Origin of the sequence: Pseudorhodobacter ferrugineus DSM 5888 (genome assembly GCF_000420745.1) — a bacterium.
Classification (GTDB): Bacteria; Pseudomonadota; Alphaproteobacteria; order Rhodobacterales; family Rhodobacteraceae; genus Pseudorhodobacter; species Pseudorhodobacter ferrugineus.
Map to the genome: position 1 here is coordinate 1 of NZ_ATVN01000027.1, position 22,272 is coordinate 22,272.

Sequence of the window (22,272 nt, forward strand, 5' to 3'; positions counted from 1 at the left end):
TTTTTGCTGTTGCCGGGTCAGTTCTCAGTGACAATCAACACGCCGACCAGCAGCTGTTCGTGTTCAACGCCCAACCTAAATAATCGCTTGCGCCGAGTGCTTTGGCGCTCGGCGCTATTCCTCTGGCACCGAATGGATGGCGAACTGGTCCAGCCCCGCGTCATTTGCCTCGATATAGCGGAACTGTTCGCGCACGCCTGCATCGGACAAGTCGCGCAAAACCGTCAGCACGGTGTTAGGCGCATGATCGGCGCACAGATCGGCCATATGGGCCAATTCCTCAGCCGCTACGGGGCGGGCGGCGTCAAGGTTCGGCGCGCCGTAAACATCGACGAAATGCTGCGCCAGATGGTCGGTAAGCGCGTCATATTCCGCATCCTCGATCCGCGTGGTGGCAACAAACGTGACGCGGCCAAAGGTTTCTACGCCCAGCCAGCCATTGGCAAAGGCCTGCCGCGCCTTGCCCACCAGATCGCCTTGCGCCCAGTTTGAAAACTCAAACCCGCCCGAAACGGCCCATTCGCCCGTGCGGGCTGGGTTGTGAAACACGTTGCGGTCGCTTTCATCGAAATGGATCGCGCGGGCCAATAGCTTAGGCATCTTAGGTATCCTCTAACAGCTTGGACAATCTGATCAGGTGTGTCTTTTCGCCCAGCTTCAACAGCATGCCAAAGTTTTCATCCACGCCGAGAAACAGGCCGGATAAATGTGTTCCGTCCATAGGCAGCTTGATTTCCTGGCCGCGCATCCAGGCCAGCCCTTCCCACTCACGGTGCAGCTTGGCGCGGCCTTGCGCATCGTCCAGCCCCGTCAGCCACAGCATTGCATGGCGCGACCATGCCTCTAGCAGCAACATTGGGTCAATCTCGCCGCAGCCCTCATGGCTCAGCGCGGTCCAATCGGGGGTTTCGCCGGGTTCAAGGTTGTCGGGCAGGCGCAGCGTCAGCTCTAGCCCCACAACCATCCAATCGGGTTCCTTGGCGGGATCGTGGGTCGCAGCCGCAACCCGCAAGCCGCCAACATGCCCACCATTCAACCGGATGCCCCCGGTCCAATCCAGATGCACGGCGGTTTCGGGCGGGGCATGGGCACCCATCGCGTTTTGCAGGCCAACCCCACAGGCGCAAAACGCGGCCATCGCCTGTTCCAGTGGCATTTCGGGCACCAAAACAATCGCTGCCCGCAGCCGTTCGGGCGACAGCGACCATGTCAAAAGCCCCGAATCCACGCCACGCTCGGCCTCGGCAATCGCCACAGCAAAGGGGTTCGCAGGGCCCGTGGCCAAGCCTTTGAGCAGAGGGGGGAAGCTGGGCGTCGCGTTCATGCGTGCCCCTTGGCGATAAGATCCCGCGCCAAAGTGCGGAACGCCTGTGCCTGCGAGGAATTGGGTTTGGACACCACAATCGGCGCGCCTCCATCGGCGGCTGTGCGGATGTCCAGATGCAGCGGAATTTCCGCCAGCAGCGGCACGCCCAGCTTTTCCGCCTCGCGCGCGACACCACCATGACCAAAGATATGTTCCTCATGCCCGCATTGGCTGCAAATATGGGTCGACATGTTTTCGATCAACCCGATGATCGGCGTGCCGAGTTTGTTAAACATATCAATGCCTTTGCGGGCATCCAGCAGGGCAATATCCTGCGGGGTCGATACGATAATCGCACCGTCTACATGGGATTTTTGCGCCAGCGTCATCTGCACATCCCCCGTCCCGGGCGGCAAATCAACGATCAGGACGTCCAAGGCACCCCATTGCACCTGAAACAGCATCTGCTGCAACGCGCCCATCAGCATCGGCCCGCGCCAAACCACGGCCTCATCCTCTTGGGTCATCAGGCCCAGCGACATCAGCGTGACGCCATGGTTGCGCAAGGGCAGGATGGTTTTGCCATCGGGGCTGGCGGGGCGGCCCGAAACACCCAGCATACGGGGCTGGCTGGGGCCATAAACATCGGCATCCAGCAGCCCCACCTTGCGCCCTTCGGCGGCCAGCGCCGTGGCAAGGTTTGCGGAAACAGTGGATTTGCCCACGCCACCCTTGCCCGATGCAATTGCCAAAATCCGCGCCACGCCGGGGATCTTTTCAGGACCTGCGGCCTTGGCAGGCCCGTGCCCATGCCCGTGGTCGTGGCCATGCGAATGCCCCGAGGATTTCAGGTTCGGCGGCGCGGCAGGTGCGGAATGCGCGGTCATCACTATCGACACGGTTTCAACGCCTGCCAGCGCCTTGATCTTGGCCTCCGCCTCGGCGCGGACCTCTTCCATCTTTTTGGCGCGGGCAGGGTCAATTTCCAGCACAAAGCGCACGGTGCCACCCTCAACCGTCAGTGCGCGCACCATACCGGATGACACAAGGTCATTGCCACGGATCGGGTCTTTGACGGTTTTCAAAACCTCAAGAACAGCATCGCGGGTCAGCGTCATACAGATGGCCCCATGATTTTGCCCTCAACCGTGTGGGTCAATTCCACGCCGTCAATGGTTAGGACCATGCGGGCGGTCAGCGGTTTGCCTGCCACGGCGGTGCCCGCGTTGCGCACGGCGTCCTCAATCGCTTGCTGAGAGGTGACGCCGACCTGTTTCAGAAATTTGCGAAGGGACATGTTGAAGTCGTCATCCATGACGGGGCTCCTTATGGGGGATAAAGCGGGATCAGTGATCTTTGCGCTTGGTCAGGTAATCATCGGTTGTGCGGACGCGTGGACGCTCGGCACTGGCAAAGGGGTTGTTTTGGCTGTGATATTGCGCCTGAATGCGGCAATTGTCGCACATCTGGATCAGCCGCCCCGCGCCGGTTTCCATGAACATCGAATGCTTGCCCGCCAGCTTGGCGCTGATTTTCTCAATCGTCGATTTCACGCCGAACAGTGCCCCACATTCGATGCACGGAAACGGTTCTTCCTCATTCAGCACGGTCAGCCCAAGCGCCGCATCGCTGGGGTTGAAACGGGGTTCCAAGGTGATGGCGTTTTCGGGGCAAATAGTCTCACAAATCCCGCATTGCAGGCAGGCATCCTCTTGGAACCGCAGTTGCGGCGTGTCGGGGTTGTCGATCAACGCCCCATTCGGGCAAAGCGAGGAACAAGACATACACAACGTGCAGGCATCCGTATTCACCAGCACCGCGCCATAAGGTGCCCCTGCGGGCAAGGGCATGGGGGCGGTGGCATCGGGCAACAAGGCCTTGGCCGCAAGCCGTGCGATTTGGCGGCGGCTGCCCATCGCGAGCACGGGGGCGGCCTTATGCGGGGCAGGGCGCGCTGCATAGAGCAGGTCCACCAGCGCGTCAGGATCCGCCAGATCAATCAGGCGCAACCGATCCACACCACCCATCGCGGCGGCCAGCGCAATTTCGGCGTTGATCGGGTCGCGTTCGGTGCGGGGGGCGGCGATGATATCGACGGCCTGAAAGCCGGATGCAAGGCTTGCCAGCATTTCGGCATGGCCAAAGCCTGCCAATGCCTCAACCGCCAGTGGGATTACATCGGCGGGCAAACCGCGACCAAAGCGGGCGGCAAGGGCGATCATTTCGGTGCCGTGGTCATCATGGACCAACAGGCGCGGCGCGTGGCCACCCGCAGCCAGATAGGTTTCGGCAAGCACCCGCACCCGCCGCAAAACATGGTCAACGGGTGGCGCGTCGTAGCGTATCGCCCCCGATGGGCACAGCGCCGAACAGGCCCCGCAACCGGCGCAGACCATCGGGTCAATCTCCACATGGTCCCCTGCGGGCATAATTGCGCTGGTCGGGCACACATCAAGACAACGCGTGCAGCCAATTTGCCCTGCGCGGGAATGGGCGCAAAGATGCTGTTCCAACACCAGATGCAGCGGCTTTTCAAAGGTGCCAACCATCTGGCTCGCCTCATGCACCGCTGCCGCGATTGCCAAGGGATCACCCGGGTCAACGCGCAAATAGCCGTCACGTTTATGCGGCGCAGGAAACAGGCTGGTGCCGCCCGACAGGTCCAAAATCACATCACAGGTCGTTGTAGCATTGTCACGCGGCGCGCCAAGGCCAAAGCCGCCGCGCCCGCCCGGTTCCAGCATTTGCAAAGCATCAAGGTTTAACGAAAAATTGCCCAACGTCCCCGTGGCACGCTTCAAACGTCCCCGCACCACCTCTACCTGACGGGTGACGGGCAAGTCGCCATCATCGGTGATCAGCACAGTCACGGCCAAAGTCTCGGCCAGTTTTTCGGCGGCAGGAACGGCGATATCCGCGCGACCAATCACAAGGCAAATCCCTTCGGATGTCACGTCGACCGACTTGTAGCTGGGGGCCGCAATCTGGCTTTCGGCAATCAGCGCGGCCATTTTGGGCATTGTTATGGGGTCATCAGACCAGCCCGCGCGGTCGCGGATATCAATGAATTCCGGCGCCTCTGCGCCCAGCTCCTGCGCCAGTTCTGCAAAGCGCGGTGCCTCTTGGGCGCATGCGATCAGGGCATCCCCCGCCTCTATTGCGGCGGCCGCAGACTTTAGGTCTGTTGTGCACAATCCGCTGTGCACACGCGAACATTGAAGGCCGGTTGCGGCTGCAATTCCTTTGGCATCAACTTTTTGGCTACCCAAACAATCACAAAGAATCAAATGCTTAGCCACAGTTCCCTCCCTTTGCTGGCGTCCCGGGCTTTTGCCTCGGGTTTGCTGGCAAGGGCTAGCTAGGCATGAAACCCGTCGCGCCGTAAAGCCAAATTCGTGGCGTTTCACCGCGCAAAGGCCGCGATTCGGTTAATATTTCCAAATTAATTTCCGACAAAAACAGGCGGTTTTTGGGGTCGGTCATTTCGTCCAGCCTCAAGCACTTGGTAAAGGGGGGGGGCGGGACAAAATGTCCAAATGACCATCGGGCCATGTCGAAAAATGACGATTCGGCAAAAAATGAATTGGAGGTGACGCAAACTGCGTAGCTAATAGCCTCACAGTGGCGACAGACCGCTGACCTTGGGAGGGGTTTTCCACAGAATGGCGCTTGTCCGCGCATATCTGCCAATCGGCATTATTGTCCGCAAGTCACCGGGTGTGACGCGCTGGGCCAAATGGTCATGGCGTGTTGTTGCGGTGCTGCCAGGGGCAGGGCCCGCCGATTGGCGAGAGTTGCGCCGTGATGGTGATGCCGTGGAATACCATGCCGCGACCTTGAACCTTGATCTGTGGTCCAGCGATACCGAGGCTTATCTGGTCGGGCTCTCTGCCAAAATTCCCAGCTTGATTGTGGTGCTGCGCGAAACGCAAGGCAGCGCCAATGGCATGCCGTTCGAGCCAGTGATCGTGACCGCCTCGCCCTACGAAGGGCAGGATTATCTGGATAGTGGCGACGGGCTGATCGAAGCCGTGCCAATGCCGCTGGGTGTCATCGGCTGGGTGCGCGACTTTGTGCAAGAGCATCACGTCGAAGAAGTGTTCATCAAGCGCAAGCGGGATAAACAGCGGGTTGATCTGGTCGAGGACGGAAAAGGCGATGCCCGTGTCCGCCAGATGTCTGATGTCTACCGCGCGCCGCGTGGCACATCCTCGGACTCGGGGGGGGTGCATTAATGCAAGGCTCCACCTCCTTTTGGGCCCGCCGCAAGGCCGCCGTGCAAGCCGAAGCTGCGGTCGAGGCCGCCGAGGCCCAAGCCCGCCTTGCCGCCAATGATGCCGAGGCGCTTGCAGCATCCCAAGCCGAAAAGACCGATTCAGAACTGCTGGTCGAATTGGGTTTGCCCGATCCTGACAGCTTGGCGCTGGGCGATGATTTCAGCGGTTTCATGGCGCGGGCTGTGCCTGAACACCTACGCCGCCGCGCCTTGCGCAAGCTGTGGGTCAGCAACCCTGTTCTGGCCAATCTGGACGGCCTGCTGGACCACGGCGAGGATTACACCGATGCCGCCACGGTTATTCCGGGCATGCAAACTGCCTATCAGGTGGGCAAGGGCATGATGAGCCATGTGATCGCCTTGGCCGAACAGCAAGCGGCAAAGGAAAAAGCACTGGCCGCGCCTGAACCCGCCCTATTGGTGTCAGACAACGATGCGGTGATGCAAGCGCCAGAGTCAGAACCTGTGGCAGAACAGGTTGCGGCCCCAGAAGCGGACGTTCAGGCCACCGAAACCCTTGCCAGCAAAAGCCCTGCCACGGAAATCCAAACCTTTGATGCCCCGCCACCCCGCCGCCACATGCGCTTTGATTTTGCAAGTTAGGACGACAAGATGACCGAAATGGCCGCAGATATTCAGATTGCCGAAGAGGACGCCCTGCGCGCAGACCTCTACAGCTTTTTGTCCGCACTTTTGGCGACCCCGCCCGACCGCAGCCTTATCGCCCGCACGGCAGCACTTTCGGGCGATGACACGCCGCTTGGCAAGGCAATCGGAACCTTGGTGAAACTGGCCAAAGCTACCACCCCCGCGGCGGTCGAGCGGGAGTTCAACGCCTTGTTCATCGGCCTCGCGCGCGGGGAACTCTTGCCTTATGCCAGCTATTACATGACGGGGTTCTTGAACGAAAAACCATTGGCCCTGCTGCGCGCCGATATGGCAGCACAGGGCATTTCGCGCGCACCGAACGTGTATGAACCCGAAGACAATATCGCCAGCCTTTTGGAAATGATGGCGGGCATGATCGAAGGCCGCTTTGGGGCGCCCGCCAGCCTTGAGGCACAAAAAACCTTCTTTAACCGCCATATCGCCCCGTGGGCGCAGCACTTCTTTACCGACCTCGAAGGGGCCAAGGGGTCTGTCTTTTACGCACCCGTGGGGGCCATTGGCAAAACCTTCATGACGATTGAACGCGAGGCTTTCCGCCTTGGCGGTCAGTGACACAAGCATCCGGTTGCGGGTCGCCCGCAGCCATCCAAACGGGCGCCGCATGCGCCGAAACACAAAGGGAAACACAATGGTCACGAAAACCAAAGCAGAGGCCACGCCAAACGAAGGCCGCCGGAATTTCCTGAAACTGGCGACAACGGCGGCCCCTGCGGCTGTTGCCGCCGCCGCCCTCTCTGGCACGGCAACCGAGGCCGAGGCGAACGCCCCGCGCCAAGGCCTACAAGACACCGCGCATACCAGCGCCTATTTCGCCTCGGCCCGGTTTTAACGGCCATTTGATCTGCCACCCCGTGCCTAACGGGGGGCTTTTGTGACACCCAAGGCCATCCGGCCCACTGAGGGAGAGAGACATGTTAAGAAAAAAGACGAATGGTATAGAGCGGACAGGGCATCGCAGCCCGCTTTTGTCCTCCATTTCCAGCACCAGCGTTGATCGCCGTAGCTTTTTGCGCGGGTCGGGCCTTGCGATTGGCGGGCTGGCGGCTCTGGGGGCGACAGGTGGCACGGTCACGCGCGCCAATGCCCAAGCTGCTGTTGCAAATGCGGTTCAAACCATCAAATCGGTGTGTACCCATTGTTCGGTTGGTTGCACCGTGGTGGCCGAGGTCGATAACGGCGTTTGGATCGGGCAAGAACCTGGCTTTGACAGCCCGTTCAACCTTGGCGGTTATTGCGCCAAAGGGGCCGCTGTGCGCGAACACGCCCACGGCGAACGCCGCCTGAAATACCCGATGAAGAAAGAGGGCGGGGAGTGGAAGCGCATCTCGTGGGAACAAGCGATCGAGGAACTTGGCGACAAGATGATGTCGGTGCGCGACGAAAGCGGGCCGGACAGTGTTTATTGGTTGGGCAGTGCCAAGCATAACAACGAACAGGCCTATCTGTTCCGCAAATTTGCCGCCTATTGGGGTAGCAATAACGTCGACCACCAGGCGCGTATTTGCCACTCGACCACTGTTTCGGGTGTGGCCAACACATGGGGCTACGGCGCCATGACCAACAGCTATAACGACATTCACAAATCGAAGGCGATTTTCCTGATCGGCGGCAACCCAGCCGAGGCGCACCCAGTGTCCTTGCTGCACATGCTGAAGGCCAAGGAAGAAAACAACGCGCCGCTTATCGTGGCCGACCCCCGTTTCACCCGCACCGCCGCCCATGCTGATGAATATATGCGTATTCGCCCGGGTTCGGATGTGGCTGTGATCTGGGGTATGCTGTGGCATATCTTTGAAAATGGCTGGGAGGATAAAGAGTTCATCCGCACCCGCGTTTGGGGCATGGACCAGATCCGTGATGAAGTGAAAAAGTGGACACCTGCGGAAACCGAGCGTGTTACAGGCGTGCCCGGCAGCCAGATGGAACGGGTTGCGCGGACCTTGGTCAACAATCGCCCCGGCACCTTGATCTGGTGCATGGGTGGCACGCAGCACACCAACGGCAACAACAACACACGGGCCTATTGCATCTTGCAACTGGCGCTGGGCAACATGGGCGTGTCTGGTGGTGGCACCAACATTTTCCGCGGCCATGACAACGTGCAGGGGGCGACTGACCTTGGCGTGCTTAGCCACGATTTGCCAGGTTATTACGGCCTTGCCCCCGGCGCTTGGGCCCATTGGGCGCGGGTCTGGGAAGAAGACCTCGACTGGCTGAAAGGCCGCTTTGTCACGCTGAAAGGGCCGGATGGCGCCGTCGTGCTGGACAAAGACGGTAAAGAACGCAGCCTGATGAACGAAAACGGCATTCCGGTGTCGCGCTGGATTGATGGCGTGTTGGAAGATAAAGCCAACATCGACCAGAACGACAACATCAAGGTTATGGTTTTGTGGGGCCATGCGCCTAACAGCCAGACGCGTATGACCGAGATGAAAACCGCGATGGAAAAGCTGGACACGCTGGTCGTCATTGACCCGTTCCCAACCGTTTCCGCCGTGTTGCACGACCGCACCGATGGCGTGTATCTGCTGCCCGCAACCACGCAGTTCGAAACCCGTGGTTCGGTCACTGCATCCAACCGCTCGCTGCAATGGCGCGACAAGATCATGGAGCCGCTGTTTGAAAGCAAAACAGACCATGAAATCATCACGCTGTTCGCCAAAAAGTTCGGCTTTGCCGACCGTTTGCTGCGCAATATCAGCATGGACAGCGAGAATGAGCCGAATGTCGAAGACATCACGCGCGAGTTTAACCGTGGCATGTGGACCGTAGGCTATACTGGGCAAAGCCCTGAGCGGTTGAAACTGCACATGGCCAACCAGCACACCTTTGACCGCACCACGTTGCAGGCGGTTGGTGGCCCTGCGGATGGTGACTATTACGGTCTGCCATGGCCATGCTGGGGCACTCCCGAAATGAACCACCCCGGCACGCCGAACCTTTACGATATGTCCTTGCCGGTGTCCAAAGGTGGCCTGACCTTCCGCGCCCGCTTTGGCGTGGAACGTGACGGTGAAAACCTGCTGGCCGAAGGTGTCTATTCGGCAGGATCGGAAATCAAGGACGGCTATCCCGAATTCACCATGCAGATGCTGATGGATCTGGGCTGGGATAAGGACCTGACCGATGCGGAACGCGCTGCGATTGATGCGGTGGGCGGCCCAACCGCAAACTGGAAAACCGACTTGTCGGGCGGTATCCAGCGGGTCGCGATCTTGCATGAATGTGCACCCTTCGGCAACGCCAAGGCCCGCACTGTGGTCTGGACCTTCCCCGATCCGGTCCCGCTGCACCGTGAACCGCTCTATACCAGCCGCCGTGATCTGGTCGAGGATTATCCAACCTATAGCGACCGTAAACTCTACCGTTTGCCAACGCTGTACGCCTCGATCCAAGCCAAGGATTTCAGCAAGGACTACCCGATCATCCTGACCTCGGGGCGCTTGGTGGAATATGAAGGTGGCGGCGATGAAACCCGTTCGAACCCGTGGCTTGCGGAATTGCAGCAAGACATGTTCATCGAGATCAATCCGCGCGATGCCAATAACCTTGGGGTGCGTGACAAGGCGCAGGTTTGGGTCGAAGGCCCGGAAGGCGGCCGCGTCAAGGTGATGGCGATGGTGACCGAACGGGTTGGCGCAGGCGTGGCCTTTATGCCTTTCCACTTTGGCGGGCATTTCCAAGGCGAAGACCAGCGCAGCAAATACCCCGAAGGCGCCGATCCGGTCGTCTTGGGCGAAAGCACCAACACAGCGCAAACCTACGGCTACGACTCGGTTACCTTGATGCAGGAAACCAAGGCAACCCTTTGCAAAATCTCTGCGGCTTAAGGAGCAAACATCATGGCAAGAGCTAAATTTCTGTGTGATGCCGAACGCTGCATCGAATGCAATGCCTGCGTTACGGCCTGTAAGAACGAACACGAAGTGCCGTGGGGCATCAACCGCCGCAAGGTCGTGACAATCAATGACGGCAAGCCGGGCGAACGCTCTATCTCGGTTGCCTGTATGCATTGTTCCGATGCGCCTTGTATGGCGGTCTGCCCCACCGATTGTTTCTACCAAACGGCGGATGGCATTGTTTTGCACTCCAAAGACCTGTGCATCGGCTGCGGCTATTGCTTCTACGCCTGCCCCTTTGGCGCGCCGCAATATCCGCAAGCGGGCAACTTTGGCAGCCGTGGCAAGATGGACAAATGCACCTTCTGCGCTGGCGGCCCCGAGGAAGATCACTCGACAGCCGAGTTTTCCAAATACGGTCGCAACCGGATTGCAGAAGGCAAATTGCCAATCTGCGCCGAAATGTGTTCCACCAAGGCGCTGCTGGCGGGGGACGGTGATACTGTTTCCTCCATCTACCGCGAACGTGTCGTCTCGCGCGGCTTTGGTTCGGGCGCATGGGGCTGGGGCACGGCCTATGAAAGCAAGGCAGGCTCGCTCTAACGGCGGGCGGGCTTTGCCCAATCGGGCAGCCTTGCATCAAAGCGTTGCCCGCAGTGTCCCCAGCACTGCGGGTGGCGTTTCAATTTTTCTTGAATTCTAGGTGGCGGCGATGATCCCAAGACCCTTCTTTTTGATGATCCTTGCCATGCTGGCACTGTTTTGCGCGCCCGTGGGCGTGCTGGCGCAAGACGCTCCTGCGATTGACCGCTCGGCCACAGGCGGGGCGTCAACCCTAGACGATATTCTCGCGCGGCAAACCAAACAAAAGCTGGATGACAGTTACCGCAGTACCGACATCGGCGACCCTATTCTGGCCGCACCGGAAACCGATCCGTTGGGCTCGCTGGGTGGGATTTCGCAATCCGAAGATTGGCGCGCGCTCCGCTATAACAAAGCGGATATAACGGTTTCGGCGCGCAGCCCTGCGGCAGACGTGCTGATGCAAGACGGCGGGATGGCATGGCTTGCCTTTCGTGCAGGCCCCTTATCGACTTATGGCGGTTGGGCGTTAATCGGTACGCTTGGCCTGCTGGTCCTCTTCTATCTGATCCGCGGCAGGATCAGAACCGATGGCCCGTTGACGGGGCGCAAGGTGCTGCGTTTCCCGTCGATCGAACGGTTTGCCCATTGGCTTTTGGGCGGGTCTTTTATCCTGTTGGGGCTGACGGGCCTGTTCCAATTGTTTGGCCGGCATTTCATTATTCCTCTGGTCGGGCATGACGCCTTTGCGCCTTTGGCGATTGGTGGCAAATGGGTGCATAATAATGTTGCTTGGGCATTTATGATTGGTCTGATCATGGTCACGGTGCTTTGGGTGTCGCATAATATTCCCAACAAACATGACCTGAAATGGCTGGCCGTAGGGGGTGGCTTGTTTTCCAAAGGTGTTCATCCGCCTGCGAAAAAGTTCAACGCGGGCCAGAAAATTATCTTTTGGGCGGTTATCATCTTGGGGCTCTCTATCTCGGTTTCTGGCGTCTCTTTGCTGTTTCCGTTTGAATTGCCGATGTTCGCGGCCACGTTTGATGTTTTGAACAGCATCGGATTGCCGCAGGTTTTGGGCTTTGGCGTTTTGCCAACCGACCTTGCCCCGCACGAAGACATGCAGCTTGCCCAAACTTGGCATTCCATCATCGCGTTTGTATTTATCGTGATTATCCTTGCCCATATCTATCTTGGCTCTGTCGGGATGCAGGGGGCGTTTGATGCGATGGGGTCGGGCGAGGTGGATGAACAATGGGCCAAAGAGCACCACGGCCTGTGGTTGGAAGAGGTGAAAGCTAAAGCCAGCAACGCGAAACAGGTTGGTCCGGCGGAATAGGCGGTCCGGTTGCGATGACCAGAAAAGCGGCGGCAATTGTGCTGCCCAGAATGCAAAAGGAATGATCTGGATGAAAAGCATGTACCTCGCTTTTCTTGCAATTGCTGTCGTGGCGGTTGTGGCTTATTTCGGGCTTGGCTATGCTGGGTTTTCGGCGCAAGACGCGGGCAGCAGCCCGTCGGTAAGGTTGAACTAACCGCCGCCATTGGCCTGATCATGCGGCGTCAGGCCACAGCCGGTCTGTTCGGTCAAACCAGCGCATGAAGGGCGACGGGACCCGATTTTGAAAGGCGAACCGCTTAGATGACACCAGTTGAACATAGCGTTACCGCCGCAAATCCCCCCCAAGACACTGCCGAGATTGACAGCGTTTTGGCCCATATCTCCGTGCTGGTGGTTGATGATGAACCAGGGATGCGTAACTTTTTGATGCGCATTTTGGGGCCGCGTTGTAAGCGGGTTGAAGAGGCCGAGAATGCCGAGGCCGCGTCCAAGCTGCTGGACAGGCATCATTTTGATCTGATCATTCTGGATAATGTCATGCCCGGAAGATCGGGGCTGGACTGGCTGTCCGAGCAGCGCCGCGTAGGTCTGTTTGCAGATGCCATTTTGATGACGGCTTATGCCGATCTGGACACGGCAATCCATGCCTTGCGGGTCGGGGCTGCGGATTTTGTGCTCAAACCCTTCCGCTCCAACCAAATCCTGAACGCGGTCAGCCGTTGCATGGACCAGCGCTATTTGCGGCGCGAAAACTTCTTGCTGAAATATGAATTGCGGGCCGACAGCCCCGGTGTCCGGGGGCGCTTGATCGGGCATTCGCCGGCGCTGGCTGTCGTGCGCAACACGCTGGAAAAGGTCGCGCGCACGCCGACCACGGTTTTGTTTACAGGTGATAGTGGCACGGGCAAGGAAATTGCGGCCCGCACCTTGCATGCCATGTCGGACCGCGCGGAAAAGCCGTTTGTGCCCATTAATTGCGCGGCCATATCGCCCGACAGGATGGCCGCCGAATTGTTTGGGGATATCACCACGGGGCGTGAGGGGTTGTTGCTACATGCGTCAGGCGGCACGTTGTTTCTGGACGAGGTGGGTGAATTGCCGATGTCGGTTCAGGCGACGCTGCTGCGGGTGATCGAGGATACCCGCATTCGCCCCGGCGGGGCCGAGCGTGAGGTGCCACTGAACCTGCGGTTTTTCTTTGCCTCGAATGGCGATCTTGAGGCCAGCGTTGCGCGGGGGCTGTTTCGAAAGGATTTGTACCACCGCATCAATGTGTTGGCCGTAGACATGCCGAAATTGACCGAGCGTATCGGTGACATAGCCGATTTGGCGGAACATTTCATGGGGATATTTGCACGTCAGCAGGGCCGTCCCCCGCTGCCCATTCCTGAATCGGTGCTGTTGCGCATGGCCCAGTATGACTGGCCGGGAAATGTGCGCGAATTGCGAAACCTGATCGAACGCTCGATGATCTTGGGGGAATTTCCGCCAGAGTTTTCAGGTGCCGAAGATGATCCCAGCGCCGAACCCGCAGAGTCTCTCTATGCGGTAGAGCGCCGCCATATCCTGTCGATCTTGGAGGCTTGTGGCGGCAACCGTGCCGAAGCGGCACGCAGGTTGGGGGTATCGCGCAAGACGATTGACCGCAAATGTGCACAATGGAATGAATGACACTGCTGTGAAAACGGGTGGGGCGATGTGGGCGGCAGTGCGCCGTTCTGTGCGGTTGCGCATCTTGCTGATTGCCCTTTTGCCCTTGCTGATCGTCTTGCCGCTGTTGTTGCTGACCGCAGTCAAAAGCTGGACAACCCGCTTTGACGAGGTGCTGATCGCCAAGGTGCATTCGGAACTGACCATTGCCAACCAGCATCTGGCAGGCTTATTGGCCAATCGGGGGGCCGCGATCGAGGCGCTGGCCGCTTCGGCAGCGTTTCAGGCAACCCCGCCCGCCGAACGGCAGGCATTCTTGGAAAGCGTGCGCCGTAAACTCGGTTTTGATTTTTTGTATTTCACGACCAAGGGGCAGGGGTGGCCGGTCATTTCAGGGGCGCTGGCTGGGCATACGCAAAGCGCAATTGACATCTTTAGCGCCGACGATCTGAATGGGATTTCCCCTGAACTGGCGGCGCGGGCGCAGATTTCCTTGGTGCCAACCAAAGCTGCCGTGGCAACAGACCGTAAGGGCGAAAGCCGGGGCATGGTGGTGCATGCCGCCGCCGTTGCACCGGGCGGCGCGCTGGTTGGCGGGGTTTTGCTGAACCGCAATCTGGATTTTATCGACCAGATGAATGAGCTGGTTTATCCCTATGGCAGCTTGACCGAGGGCACGGCCACGCTGTTTTTGGAAGATGTGCGTATCAGCACCAATGTGCGGCTGTTCGAAGATGTTCGTGCAATCGGAACGCGGGTTTCGGCGATTGTGCGGGGCCGCGTGCTGGATGAAGGCCGGATATGGCTGGACCGCGCCTTTGTGGTGAATGATTGGTATGTGTCTGCATATGAACCCATTGTCGACAGTTTTGGCAAGCGGGTGGGTATGCTTTATGTGGGATTTCTCGAAGCAGGGTTTGCCGATGCCAAACGCCGGACGCTCTATCAGATTGCCCTTACATTTTTGGTGGTTGTGCTGATTTCGGTGCCTATTTTGCTGCGCTGGGGGCGGGGCATTTTCAAACCGTTAGAGCGGATTGACGGCGTGATCCGCGCGGTTGAGCAGGGCGATCTGGGGGCGCGCGTAAACCTTGCGGCCAAGGAGGATGAAATCAGCCGCGTCGCAAACCATCTGGACAGTTTGCTGGACCAGTTGCAAGAACGCGAAAAGCGGTTGCGGGGTTGGGCGGATGTGCTGGAGAGCCGTGTGACCGAGCGCACCGAGGATCTGGAGGCCGCAAACCGCCAGTTGGAACAGACCACGCGCCAGTTGATCCTGTCAGAAAAGCTGGCCGCGATTGGTGAAATCACCGCCGGTGTCGCGCATGAAATCAACAACCCGCTGGCGGTGATCCAAGGCAATTTCGACGTGGTGCGCGACGATCTTGGCCCGCGCGGCGACAGCTTGCGCACCGAATTTTCGCTGATCCAAGAGCAGATTCAGGCGATCCACATCCTCGTCACCAAACTCTTGCGCTTTGCCCGCCCCGAAGAATATGCCGATGCGGGCACGGGGCATGATCCGAACGTCCTGATCGGCGAAACCCTGCCTTTGGTGCAGCATTTGCTGGGGGGCGCAAAGATAGAGGTGACGCTGGACCTGCAAGCGCGTGGCATGGTGGCGATCAACCAGACCGAACTGCAACAAGTGCTGGTGAACCTTTTGATCAACGCGATCCAAGCGATGCCTGATGGCGGCACCTTGTATATCGCAACAGCAGATCTGGTCGCGGGACATGTACAGATTTCAGTGCGCGACACTGGCCTCGGCATAGATCCCGAGGTGCTTCCGCGCATTTTTGATCCGTTTTTCACCACCAAAAAGGCCTTGGGAACGGGTCTGGGCCTGTCAATCAGCAAAACCCTGATCACCCGCGCAAGTGGCACAATCGAGGTGGCAAGCGTGCAAGGGCAGGGTAGCCGGTTTGAAATTGACCTGCCGACCATTCAGGGCTGAGGCTTTGGTGCCCTAGGTCGTCCGTGTCTGGCGTTGGGCACGGACATTGTTTGCCAGATCAATGGTATAGCTGCAAAGGGCCGCTAGCGCCGTTTCCGCCAACGCGCTGTTTTGCGCCTCTATTGCATCGGCGATGGCGGTATGAAACCCGACGATCCGTTCCCGCGACCGCGCCGAAAAGGTGATCATATTCATCAAGGGTTGCATCGCCTCAACCGCGCCCGCCAGTTGGTACGACAGCACCGGATTACCCGCACCATCGACAAGCGCGCGGTGAAAGGCCACGTCTGACGCGCAAAAACTTTCATCGCTTAACCCCGGTTGGTTTTGGCGGTGAATCTCGGCCCGCATCGTGGCCAAATGATCGGCCGTGCGGCGCTGTGCTGACAGCGGCACACAGGCCCGTTCCAACGCATACCGCGCCTCGCAGGCCGTTTCAAAATCGACCTGATTCATCGACAACAGCAGGGTCGACGTGGTGATCTGCTGGCTATAGGCTTCGTGAAACGACAAGCGGTTCACAAAGGCCCCGCCCGTCGCCCCGCGTTGGGTGCGGATCAGGTTTTGTGCTGCAAGCCGTTTCAGCGCCTCGCGCACGGTGGGGCGCGACACGCCGAATTGTTCGGCCAATTCCTGTTCCGATGGCAAGCGCTGATCAACGATCAACCGCCCTTCAACAATCGCATCGCGCAAGGCCGAGGCAATGCGCAGCGACAGTTCTCCCTCGGTTGTCATGGGGTAGGTTTGGGTCATCTCGCGGCCTGATCTCTTGCTTATTCTAATTGTAAGACAATTAAATGTTTGACATTTAACGCCGTTGTGAGAAACCTAAGGGCAAGCGCGGTCTGCGTCTATAGGCCTGCGCATGATTCCTTGACCTTGTGGGGGGGCGGCGTGGAATATCTGACCCAAAATCTGGCGCGCGTGCTTCCTGATTGGAACAGGGCTGCGCTGGCGTGGATTGGGTTTTACGCTGTGGTGTTGCTGGCATGGGTAGCGGTGTTCCTGATGGCCCGCCAAAACCCCAGCGCCGATATGCCCGCCGATTTCTGGGCGTCTTTGTGCATCGCGGCGGGGCAGGCGAGTTACGGCGCTTTGGTGGCCATGTGGGCGCTGATGGCTCTGGCGATGATGCTGCCCACCTTTGTGCCAGCCTTGCGTTGCTTTATCGACATTTCACAAACCGGGGCCACCACCACGGCAGGCGCGTTTGCCTTGGTTGGGGGCTATGTTGTGGTGTGGCTGGGCGCAGCTTTGGCAGGGGCAGGGGCGCAGTTTGCCCTGTCCAAGGCCGGGCTGATCGGGCTGAACGGGGCCAGCCTTTCGGGTTGGCTCACGGCTGCTTTGCTCTTTGGCGCAGGGGCCTATCAGTTTTCCAATGTGAAAGAGGCATGCCTCGCCAAATGCCGCATGCCGCTGTCGTTTTTCATGGAACGCTGGGCACCCGGAACCTTGCACGCCGCAAAAATGGGTGTCGAACTGGGTGTTTTGTGCCTTGTCTGTTGCTGGGCTCTGATGGCGCTCGGCTTCATTGGCGGCACCATGAATTTGCTATGGATGGGGGCTGCTACCCTGTTCATGACGCTTGAAAAACTGCCCGATATCGGGCGTTGGCTGACCCGCCCTGTCGGGTACGCCCTTATCACTGCGGGCGCGTTTGTGACCGCACAAACCCTTATAACCGGTTGAAAGGAAAAACCGATGGCCGCAACCTTGCCAGAGTGGACGATCAAAGGGGAACTTATCCTCAACTGCAATTGCACCGTGTTTTGCCCCTGCGTGGTCAGCCTTGGCAAACACCCGCCAACCGAAGGCTATTGCCAGGCGTGGGTTGGCGTGCGCGTCGATGAAGGGCATTATGATGGCGAAAGCCTGTCGGGCCTGAACATCGGCCTGATTATGGACATCCCTGGCAATATGGGGCGCGGCAACTGGAAAGCGGCGGCCTATATTGATGAACGCGCGTCGGAAAAAGCCTATGACGGTTTGGTCCGGATTTTCTCGGGCAAGGCGCGGGGCACTACGGGTCTGTTTGGCGTGATGGTCTCGGAATTTCTGGGCGCCGAACGCTCGCCCGTCAGCTATGAAACTGTTGGCAAAACCCGCCATCTGGTTGTCGGGAAAAAGATCAACGGTGCGATCACCCCGATTTCGGGCAAACACCCCGATACCGAAGTGGTCGTGACCAATACCGAATATTGGATGGGCCCCGATATCACCATCGCACAAGCCGACAAAGGCCGCGTCCGCGCCTTTGGCCGCGTCTGGGATTTTGATGGCCGCTCTGCCGAGATTTGCCAGATTGACTGGAAAGGCCCGCAAGCCTAACGCAATTGCCCTCAACCCGCAGGTTGGGGGCAAACCGAACATCTGCTTTTACACCCTTTACCCCGAGGTTTACCGATGGCAACCATCGCCCCTTCGCGCCGCGTGCGGCGTACCCCTTTTTCTGCCGGTGTCGAAGCTGCTGGCGTAAAGGGCTATACCGTTTACAACCGCATGCTGCTGCCAACCGTGTTTGACAGCATCACCGCTGATTACCGCCACCTGAAAGACCACGTTCAAGTCTGGGATGTGGCCTGCGAACGGCAGGTAGAGGTGCGCGGCCCCGATGCTGGTCGGTTGATGCAAATGCTGACCCCGCGCGATTTGCGCGGCATGCTGCCGGGCCAATGCTATTATGTGCCGATGGTCGATGAAACCGGCGGCATGCTGAATGACCCCGTCGCCGTGAAACTGTCCGAAGATCGTTTCTGGATTTCCATCGCCGACAGCGACCTTTTACTCTGGGTCAAAGCCATCGCGCTGGGGTTCCGGCTGGATGTGCTGGTCGATGAACCCGATGTCTCGCCCCTCGGCATTCAGGGGCCAAAGGCAGACGAGTTGATGGCGCGGGTGTTTGGCGACGATGTGCGTAAGATCAAATTCTTCCGCTTTGGCTGGTTTGATTTTCAAGGTCGCAGTTTGGCCATTGCGCGGTCGGGATATTCCAAACAAGGCGGGTATGAGATTTACGTCGAAGGCAGCGATATTGGCATGCCGCTCTGGGACGCTTTGTTCGCGGCGGGCGAGGATTTGCAGGTCCGCGCCGGTTGCCCGAACCTGATTGAACGGATTGAGGGGGGGCTTTTGTCTTATGGTAACGACATGACCAAGGACAACACCCCCCACGAATGCGGACTTGGCAAGTTTTGCAATACCCATACCGCGATCGGCTGCATTGGCCGCGATGCCCTGTTGCGCGTGGCCAAAGAAGGTCCCGTGCAACAAATCCGCCCGATTTCGATTGGCGGCGACATTCCCCCTTGTGACCGCGTGTGGCCCTTGATGGCTGGCGGCAAAAAGGTGGGGCAGGTGACATCTGCGGCCCTTAGCCCCGATTTTGGCACCAATGTCGCCATCGGCATGGTACGCATGACGCATTGGGATGCGGGCACCAAGCTTGAGGTGGAAACACCTTTGGGGATGCGCCCCGCAACCGTGCAAGATAAATTCTGGATTTAAAGGAGACTGCCCATGTTCAACGCTTTGATCGTCGAAAAGGACGCCGAGGGCAAAACCTCGGCAAGCGTGCAGCAGATCGGCTTGGACCGTTTGCCCGAAGCTGACGTGACGGTGGCTGTCGACTATTCCACCGTGAACTACAAAGACGGGCTGTGCGTCGGGCCGGGCGGTGGTTTGGTTCGCAACTACCCGCATATTCCGGGCATTGATTTTGCCGGAACGGTCGAGACGTCATCTGATCCGCGCTATAAAGCGGGCGATAAGGTGGTTCTGACAGGCTGGCGCGTGGGCGAGGCGCATTGGGGCGGATATTCGCAAAAAGCGCGGGTGAAAGCGGATTGGTTGGTGCCATTGCCCGCAGGCCTGACCACGCGGCAAGCGATGGCTGTTGGCACGGCAGGTTTCACCGCGATGCTGGCCGTGATGGCGCTGGAAGATCATGGGCTAAAGCCCGGGAATGGCCCGGTTTTGGTCACGGGGGCTGCCGGTGGCGTTGGCTCTGTTGCCACGGCGATCCTTGCCCATTTGGGGTATGAGGTGGCCGCCGTCACGGGGCGGCCCGAAACCGCTGACTATCTGAAAACCCTTGGGGCCACCCAAATCGTTGCCCGCGAAGATCTGGCCGAAACGGTAAAGCGCCCGCTGGAAGGCGAGGTTTGGGCCGGTTGTGTCGATGCCGTCGGCGGGGCCATGCTTGCGCGGGTGTTGGGCCAGATGAAATATGGTGCCTCCGTTTCGGCCGTAGGTCTGGCGGGTGGGGCGGCCTTGCCTGCCACGGTCATTCCGTTCTTGCTGCGCGGCGTGAACTTGCTTGGGATTGACAGTGTGATGCGCCCCTATGCCGACCGTGTGCGCGCTTGGGACCGCATCGCCAAAGACCTGCCGATGGCAAAGCTTGAAAGCATGGTGCGGCCCGCTGTTCTGTCCGACCTGCCGCAACTTGGGGCGGATATCTTGAAGGGTCAGGTCCAAGGCCGTGTTGTCGTTGACGTAAACGCCTAACGCGTTTCGACGTTAACTTGAAACAATGCGCATCACATAACGCCTTGAAGTCTTTGATTTCAGGCAGCGATATGTGAGTCATGTTCACGTCGAAACGCTACAGGCCCTGTTTGGTGGTTTTGTGGCGTCTTGGGGCAAATGGGCCTTAAAGGCTGAATAAAGAGCGATCCAATGGCACGGGCAGAGTCATCCTCTCGTGCCATTTGCTTAAATCGGCCCCGGGCATCACTGGCCAAGGTTCAGCCAGGTCAATTCAGCCAAGTCGTCAATCACCGCATCATCCCGCCTTTTTTATGTCGGGGGCGCTGCGGGCCAAGGGCACCTGAGGGCTTGGCATTGCTACGCGGGCGGCAGGGGTTTCGGCGTCCGAAATCCGAACCGCCCGCAACCCGCGATTCTGCCCCAGTTTTCCCGATGCAAGCCGCTTGCCGTTCAGCCCCTCTAAATCAATCTGGTCCAAACTGGCCGTCCCCAAGGCCAAGGATTCGCCGATTTTCAGGTTCAAAAGCCTGTCCAATGGCAATTGCATGCGCGCCAAAACGGCCACCATTTCAGCACTCACGCCCATGATCTGCTCGCCCAAAGCCACCCCAAACACCATTTCAGCAGCGCGGCTGGGGGGGGCTTCAACCGCCTTGGGCGCGGTCCCACGCCCATCAGCCGGCAAGGCAAGCAACAACTGCCCCGTCTTTGCCCCCTCCGCCAATGAGATATCGGCCACAAGCACTTGATACGGCACATCTTCCAGCAACAGCGACAGCGGGCGCGCATCTTCCAGAAATGAAGCATAGCGAAAGCTGCTGGTCCAAATCAGATCGCTTGATTGCGTCAGCTCAATTTCCAGCCCGCGCAAAGCCTTATCAATCAACGCAGACACCATCGTCGCGTCGGTTCGCGTCGGGCGGCGCACGATCGCGGGGGCAGCGCTGACATGCCCGACCATTTGCATCTCAACAATGCCCGCAAGGATATCGGGCGCGATGACCATCAGGCCAAGCCCGTCCTTCGGCCCCTCTAAAACAGCAATCAATGCCCGTTCAGGTGGCAATTCCAGCAGTTCGGTCAAAGACGATCTGGTTTGGCGCAAGGCCACTAGCCCAAGTTCCAACCCGATCGCTTCATGTGCCGCACGGGCCAATGCCAGCTTCCACGCCTTGGCAGCCCCTTGCACTTCAACAGGCGCAAGCGCTTTGCGCGAAAGGCTGATCTTTCGTTTAATGCCGCTCTGTTCCAAGACTGCCCCCTTCTGCGTCCCTCCTCATTGCCTGAAAAACATTACCAGCGCATTAACGCGAACCCACGGGGTAAACGGCCCTTGACCGTCCGAACTGATCCGACTAGCAAAGCGCAATCGCATCGGCAGACGGTGTTTGCCCTAATGGGCCTGTAGCTCAACTGGTTAGAGCAGGGCGCTCATAACGCCTTGGTTGGGGGTTCGAGTCCCTCCGGGCCTACCAAAACCCATCTATTTCTCCTTTGTTTTCAAATGGTTGGTGGTTTGTTTGGCGAACCTAAGGGGAAGGTTCACCACTGTTTGTTCCCGATTTGGACGGGAAAGCAGCTTGGCAAAGGCGGAATCGGCCATGCCCTCGCGCAGAGCGGTTGCTGTGTACCGCTCCACCTCTGCCAGCGTTTTATGACCAGTTACGGCCATAATTTCATGCGCCGATGCGCCGATGCGCCTGCCTCTGCCAATCGCCTTGCGCAGGCTTTGCGCAGGCCATGGGCGGAGCATTCCGGCAATCCTGCCTTGTCGCACCATTCGCGCATCAGGTTGCCAAGGCCATCTGGGGAACGCCCTTTTCCGTAGGCTCAGGACCCATAAAATGCCTTGCTGCTGATTTGCGGTTATGATTCACGGACCCCAATGATTTGGGGGTATGATGAGTAATCTTTACTGGCTAACTGACGAACAGATGTTGCGACTGCGGCCCTACTTTCCAAGGAGCCGAGGTAAGCCACGTGTCGACGATAAACGTGTTTTGAGCGGTATTATCTTCATTAACCGCAATAGCTTACGCTGGTGTGATGCACCTGCTGACTATGGCCCTTCCAAGACGTTGTACAATCGCTGGAAGCGCTGGAGCAATATGGGCGTTTTCGCTCGTATTATGACCGGGCTGGCTGCGCAGACCCCAGATA

Annotated in this window: 23 protein-coding genes and 1 tRNA gene; 16 read left to right on the forward strand and 8 right to left on the reverse strand. The window is 58.8% G+C overall.

What is annotated here, in order from left to right; genetic code table 11:
* Positions 1-114 precede the first annotated feature (114 nt).
* Genes G560_RS0117240 through G560_RS0117260 form a run of 5 tightly spaced genes read right to left on the reverse strand, consistent with a single transcriptional unit; the run spans position 115 to position 4,605 of the window.
* Positions 115-600: a DUF6505 family protein gene (locus tag G560_RS0117240; protein WP_022705531.1), complete on the reverse strand. Its 486-nt coding sequence runs from the start codon at positions 598-600 to the stop codon at positions 115-117.
* Position 601: 1 nt separating this feature from the next.
* Complete coding sequence (locus G560_RS0117245; protein ID WP_022705532.1) at positions 602-1,324, reverse strand: biotin/lipoate--protein ligase family protein; 723 nt, start codon at positions 1,322-1,324, stop codon at positions 602-604.
* A complete protein-coding gene (locus G560_RS0117250; protein ID WP_022705533.1) occupies positions 1,321-2,424 on the reverse strand; it encodes an Mrp/NBP35 family ATP-binding protein in 1,104 nt (367 codons plus the stop codon). Before G560_RS0117250 ends, G560_RS0117245 begins: the two co-directional genes overlap by 4 nt.
* On the reverse strand, positions 2,421-2,621 hold the full coding sequence (locus tag G560_RS0117255; RefSeq protein WP_022705534.1) for a DUF6494 family protein: 201 nt from the start codon (positions 2,619-2,621) through the stop codon (positions 2,421-2,423). Before G560_RS0117255 ends, G560_RS0117250 begins: the two co-directional genes overlap by 4 nt.
* 31 nt (positions 2,622-2,652) lie before the next feature.
* A complete protein-coding gene (locus G560_RS0117260; protein ID WP_022705535.1) occupies positions 2,653-4,605 on the reverse strand; it encodes a 4Fe-4S binding protein in 1,953 nt (650 codons plus the stop codon).
* A 363-nt stretch (positions 4,606-4,968) separates the two neighbouring features.
* Between G560_RS0117260 and G560_RS0117275 the strand changes: the two genes are divergently transcribed.
* The 10 genes from G560_RS0117275 to G560_RS0117320 all read left to right on the forward strand — a co-directional run bounded on the left by G560_RS0117275 (position 4,969) and on the right by G560_RS0117320 (position 15,624).
* Positions 4,969-5,541 carry a DUF3305 domain-containing protein gene (locus tag G560_RS0117275; RefSeq protein WP_022705538.1) on the forward strand — a complete coding sequence of 191 codons (573 nt, stop codon included), beginning with the start codon at positions 4,969-4,971 and terminating at the stop codon, positions 5,539-5,541.
* On the forward strand, positions 5,541-6,185 hold the full coding sequence (locus G560_RS0117280) for a DUF3306 domain-containing protein (protein WP_022705539.1): 645 nt from the start codon (positions 5,541-5,543) through the stop codon (positions 6,183-6,185). The genes G560_RS0117275 and G560_RS0117280 overlap by 1 nt, the downstream gene beginning before the upstream one ends.
* Positions 6,186-6,194: 9 nt before the next feature.
* Positions 6,195-6,803, forward strand: a complete 609-nt coding sequence (locus G560_RS0117285) for a TorD/DmsD family molecular chaperone (RefSeq protein WP_022705540.1) — start codon at positions 6,195-6,197, stop codon at positions 6,801-6,803.
* 76 nt (positions 6,804-6,879) lie between these two features.
* Positions 6,880-7,080, forward strand: a complete 201-nt coding sequence (locus G560_RS0117290) for a twin-arginine translocation signal domain-containing protein (protein ID WP_028914234.1) — start codon at positions 6,880-6,882, stop codon at positions 7,078-7,080.
* 82 nt (positions 7,081-7,162) lie between these two features.
* Entirely contained in the window at positions 7,163-10,081 is a 2,919-nt protein-coding gene (locus tag G560_RS0117295; protein ID WP_022705542.1) for a formate dehydrogenase subunit alpha, read from the forward strand.
* A 12-nt stretch (positions 10,082-10,093) separates the two neighbouring features.
* Positions 10,094-10,693 carry a formate dehydrogenase FDH3 subunit beta gene (gene fdh3B / locus G560_RS0117300; protein WP_022705543.1) on the forward strand — a complete coding sequence of 200 codons (600 nt, stop codon included), beginning with the start codon at positions 10,094-10,096 and terminating at the stop codon, positions 10,691-10,693.
* A 109-nt stretch (positions 10,694-10,802) separates the two neighbouring features.
* Entirely contained in the window at positions 10,803-12,014 is a 1,212-nt protein-coding gene (locus G560_RS19730; RefSeq protein ID WP_033419508.1) for a formate dehydrogenase subunit gamma, read from the forward strand.
* A 61-nt stretch (positions 12,015-12,075) separates the two neighbouring features.
* Positions 12,076-12,210, forward strand: a complete 135-nt coding sequence (locus tag G560_RS21695; protein WP_022705545.1) for a hypothetical protein — start codon at positions 12,076-12,078, stop codon at positions 12,208-12,210.
* A gap of 107 nt (positions 12,211-12,317) precedes the next feature.
* Positions 12,318-13,688 carry a sigma-54-dependent transcriptional regulator gene (locus G560_RS0117315; protein WP_022705546.1) on the forward strand — a complete coding sequence of 457 codons (1,371 nt, stop codon included), beginning with the start codon at positions 12,318-12,320 and terminating at the stop codon, positions 13,686-13,688.
* Complete coding sequence (locus G560_RS0117320) at positions 13,681-15,624, forward strand: sensor histidine kinase (RefSeq protein WP_022705547.1); 1,944 nt, start codon at positions 13,681-13,683, stop codon at positions 15,622-15,624. The genes G560_RS0117315 and G560_RS0117320 overlap by 8 nt, the downstream gene beginning before the upstream one ends.
* Positions 15,625-15,636: 12 nt before the next feature.
* Here the strand turns inward: G560_RS0117320 and G560_RS0117325 are convergent, their stop codons facing one another.
* Positions 15,637-16,359 (reverse strand): FadR/GntR family transcriptional regulator, encoded by a 723-nt coding sequence (locus tag G560_RS0117325; RefSeq protein ID WP_033419509.1) that lies wholly within the window; start codon positions 16,357-16,359, stop codon positions 15,637-15,639.
* Positions 16,360-16,518: 159 nt separating this feature from the next.
* On the opposite strand from G560_RS0117325, the gene G560_RS0117330 reads away from it, so the two are divergent.
* The 4 genes from G560_RS0117330 (at position 16,519) to acuI (ending at position 20,130) form a co-directional block, all read left to right on the forward strand.
* Positions 16,519-17,313, forward strand: coding sequence for a DUF2182 domain-containing protein (locus G560_RS0117330; protein ID WP_231575893.1), 795 nt, complete (start codon positions 16,519-16,521; stop codon positions 17,311-17,313).
* A 12-nt stretch (positions 17,314-17,325) separates the two neighbouring features.
* A complete protein-coding gene (locus G560_RS0117335; protein ID WP_022705550.1) occupies positions 17,326-17,952 on the forward strand; it encodes a DUF1326 domain-containing protein in 627 nt (208 codons plus the stop codon).
* A gap of 75 nt (positions 17,953-18,027) precedes the next feature.
* On the forward strand, positions 18,028-19,128 hold the full coding sequence (locus G560_RS0117340) for a dimethylsulfoniopropionate demethylase (protein ID WP_022705551.1): 1,101 nt from the start codon (positions 18,028-18,030) through the stop codon (positions 19,126-19,128).
* 12 nt (positions 19,129-19,140) lie between these two features.
* Complete coding sequence (gene acuI, locus G560_RS0117345) at positions 19,141-20,130, forward strand: acryloyl-CoA reductase (protein WP_022705552.1); 990 nt, start codon at positions 19,141-19,143, stop codon at positions 20,128-20,130.
* 277 nt (positions 20,131-20,407) lie between these two features.
* On the opposite strand, the gene G560_RS0117350 is transcribed toward acuI, so the two are convergent.
* On the reverse strand, positions 20,408-21,364 hold the full coding sequence (locus G560_RS0117350) for a FliM/FliN family flagellar motor switch protein (protein WP_022705553.1): 957 nt from the start codon (positions 21,362-21,364) through the stop codon (positions 20,408-20,410).
* Positions 21,365-21,510: 146 nt separating this feature from the next.
* Between G560_RS0117350 and G560_RS0117355 the strand changes: the two genes are divergently transcribed.
* Positions 21,511-21,587: transfer RNA gene (locus tag G560_RS0117355), tRNA-Ile, on the forward strand.
* An 8-nt stretch (positions 21,588-21,595) separates the two neighbouring features.
* Here G560_RS0117355 and G560_RS21390 read toward each other — a convergent pair.
* Positions 21,596-21,892, reverse strand: coding sequence for a hypothetical protein (locus G560_RS21390; RefSeq protein WP_050525249.1), 297 nt, complete (start codon positions 21,890-21,892; stop codon positions 21,596-21,598).
* A gap of 121 nt (positions 21,893-22,013) precedes the next feature.
* Between G560_RS21390 and G560_RS20870 the strand changes: the two genes are divergently transcribed.
* Positions 22,014-22,272: transposase (locus G560_RS20870; RefSeq protein ID WP_155947382.1), on the forward strand; the 259-nt coding region annotated here is incomplete at its 3' end.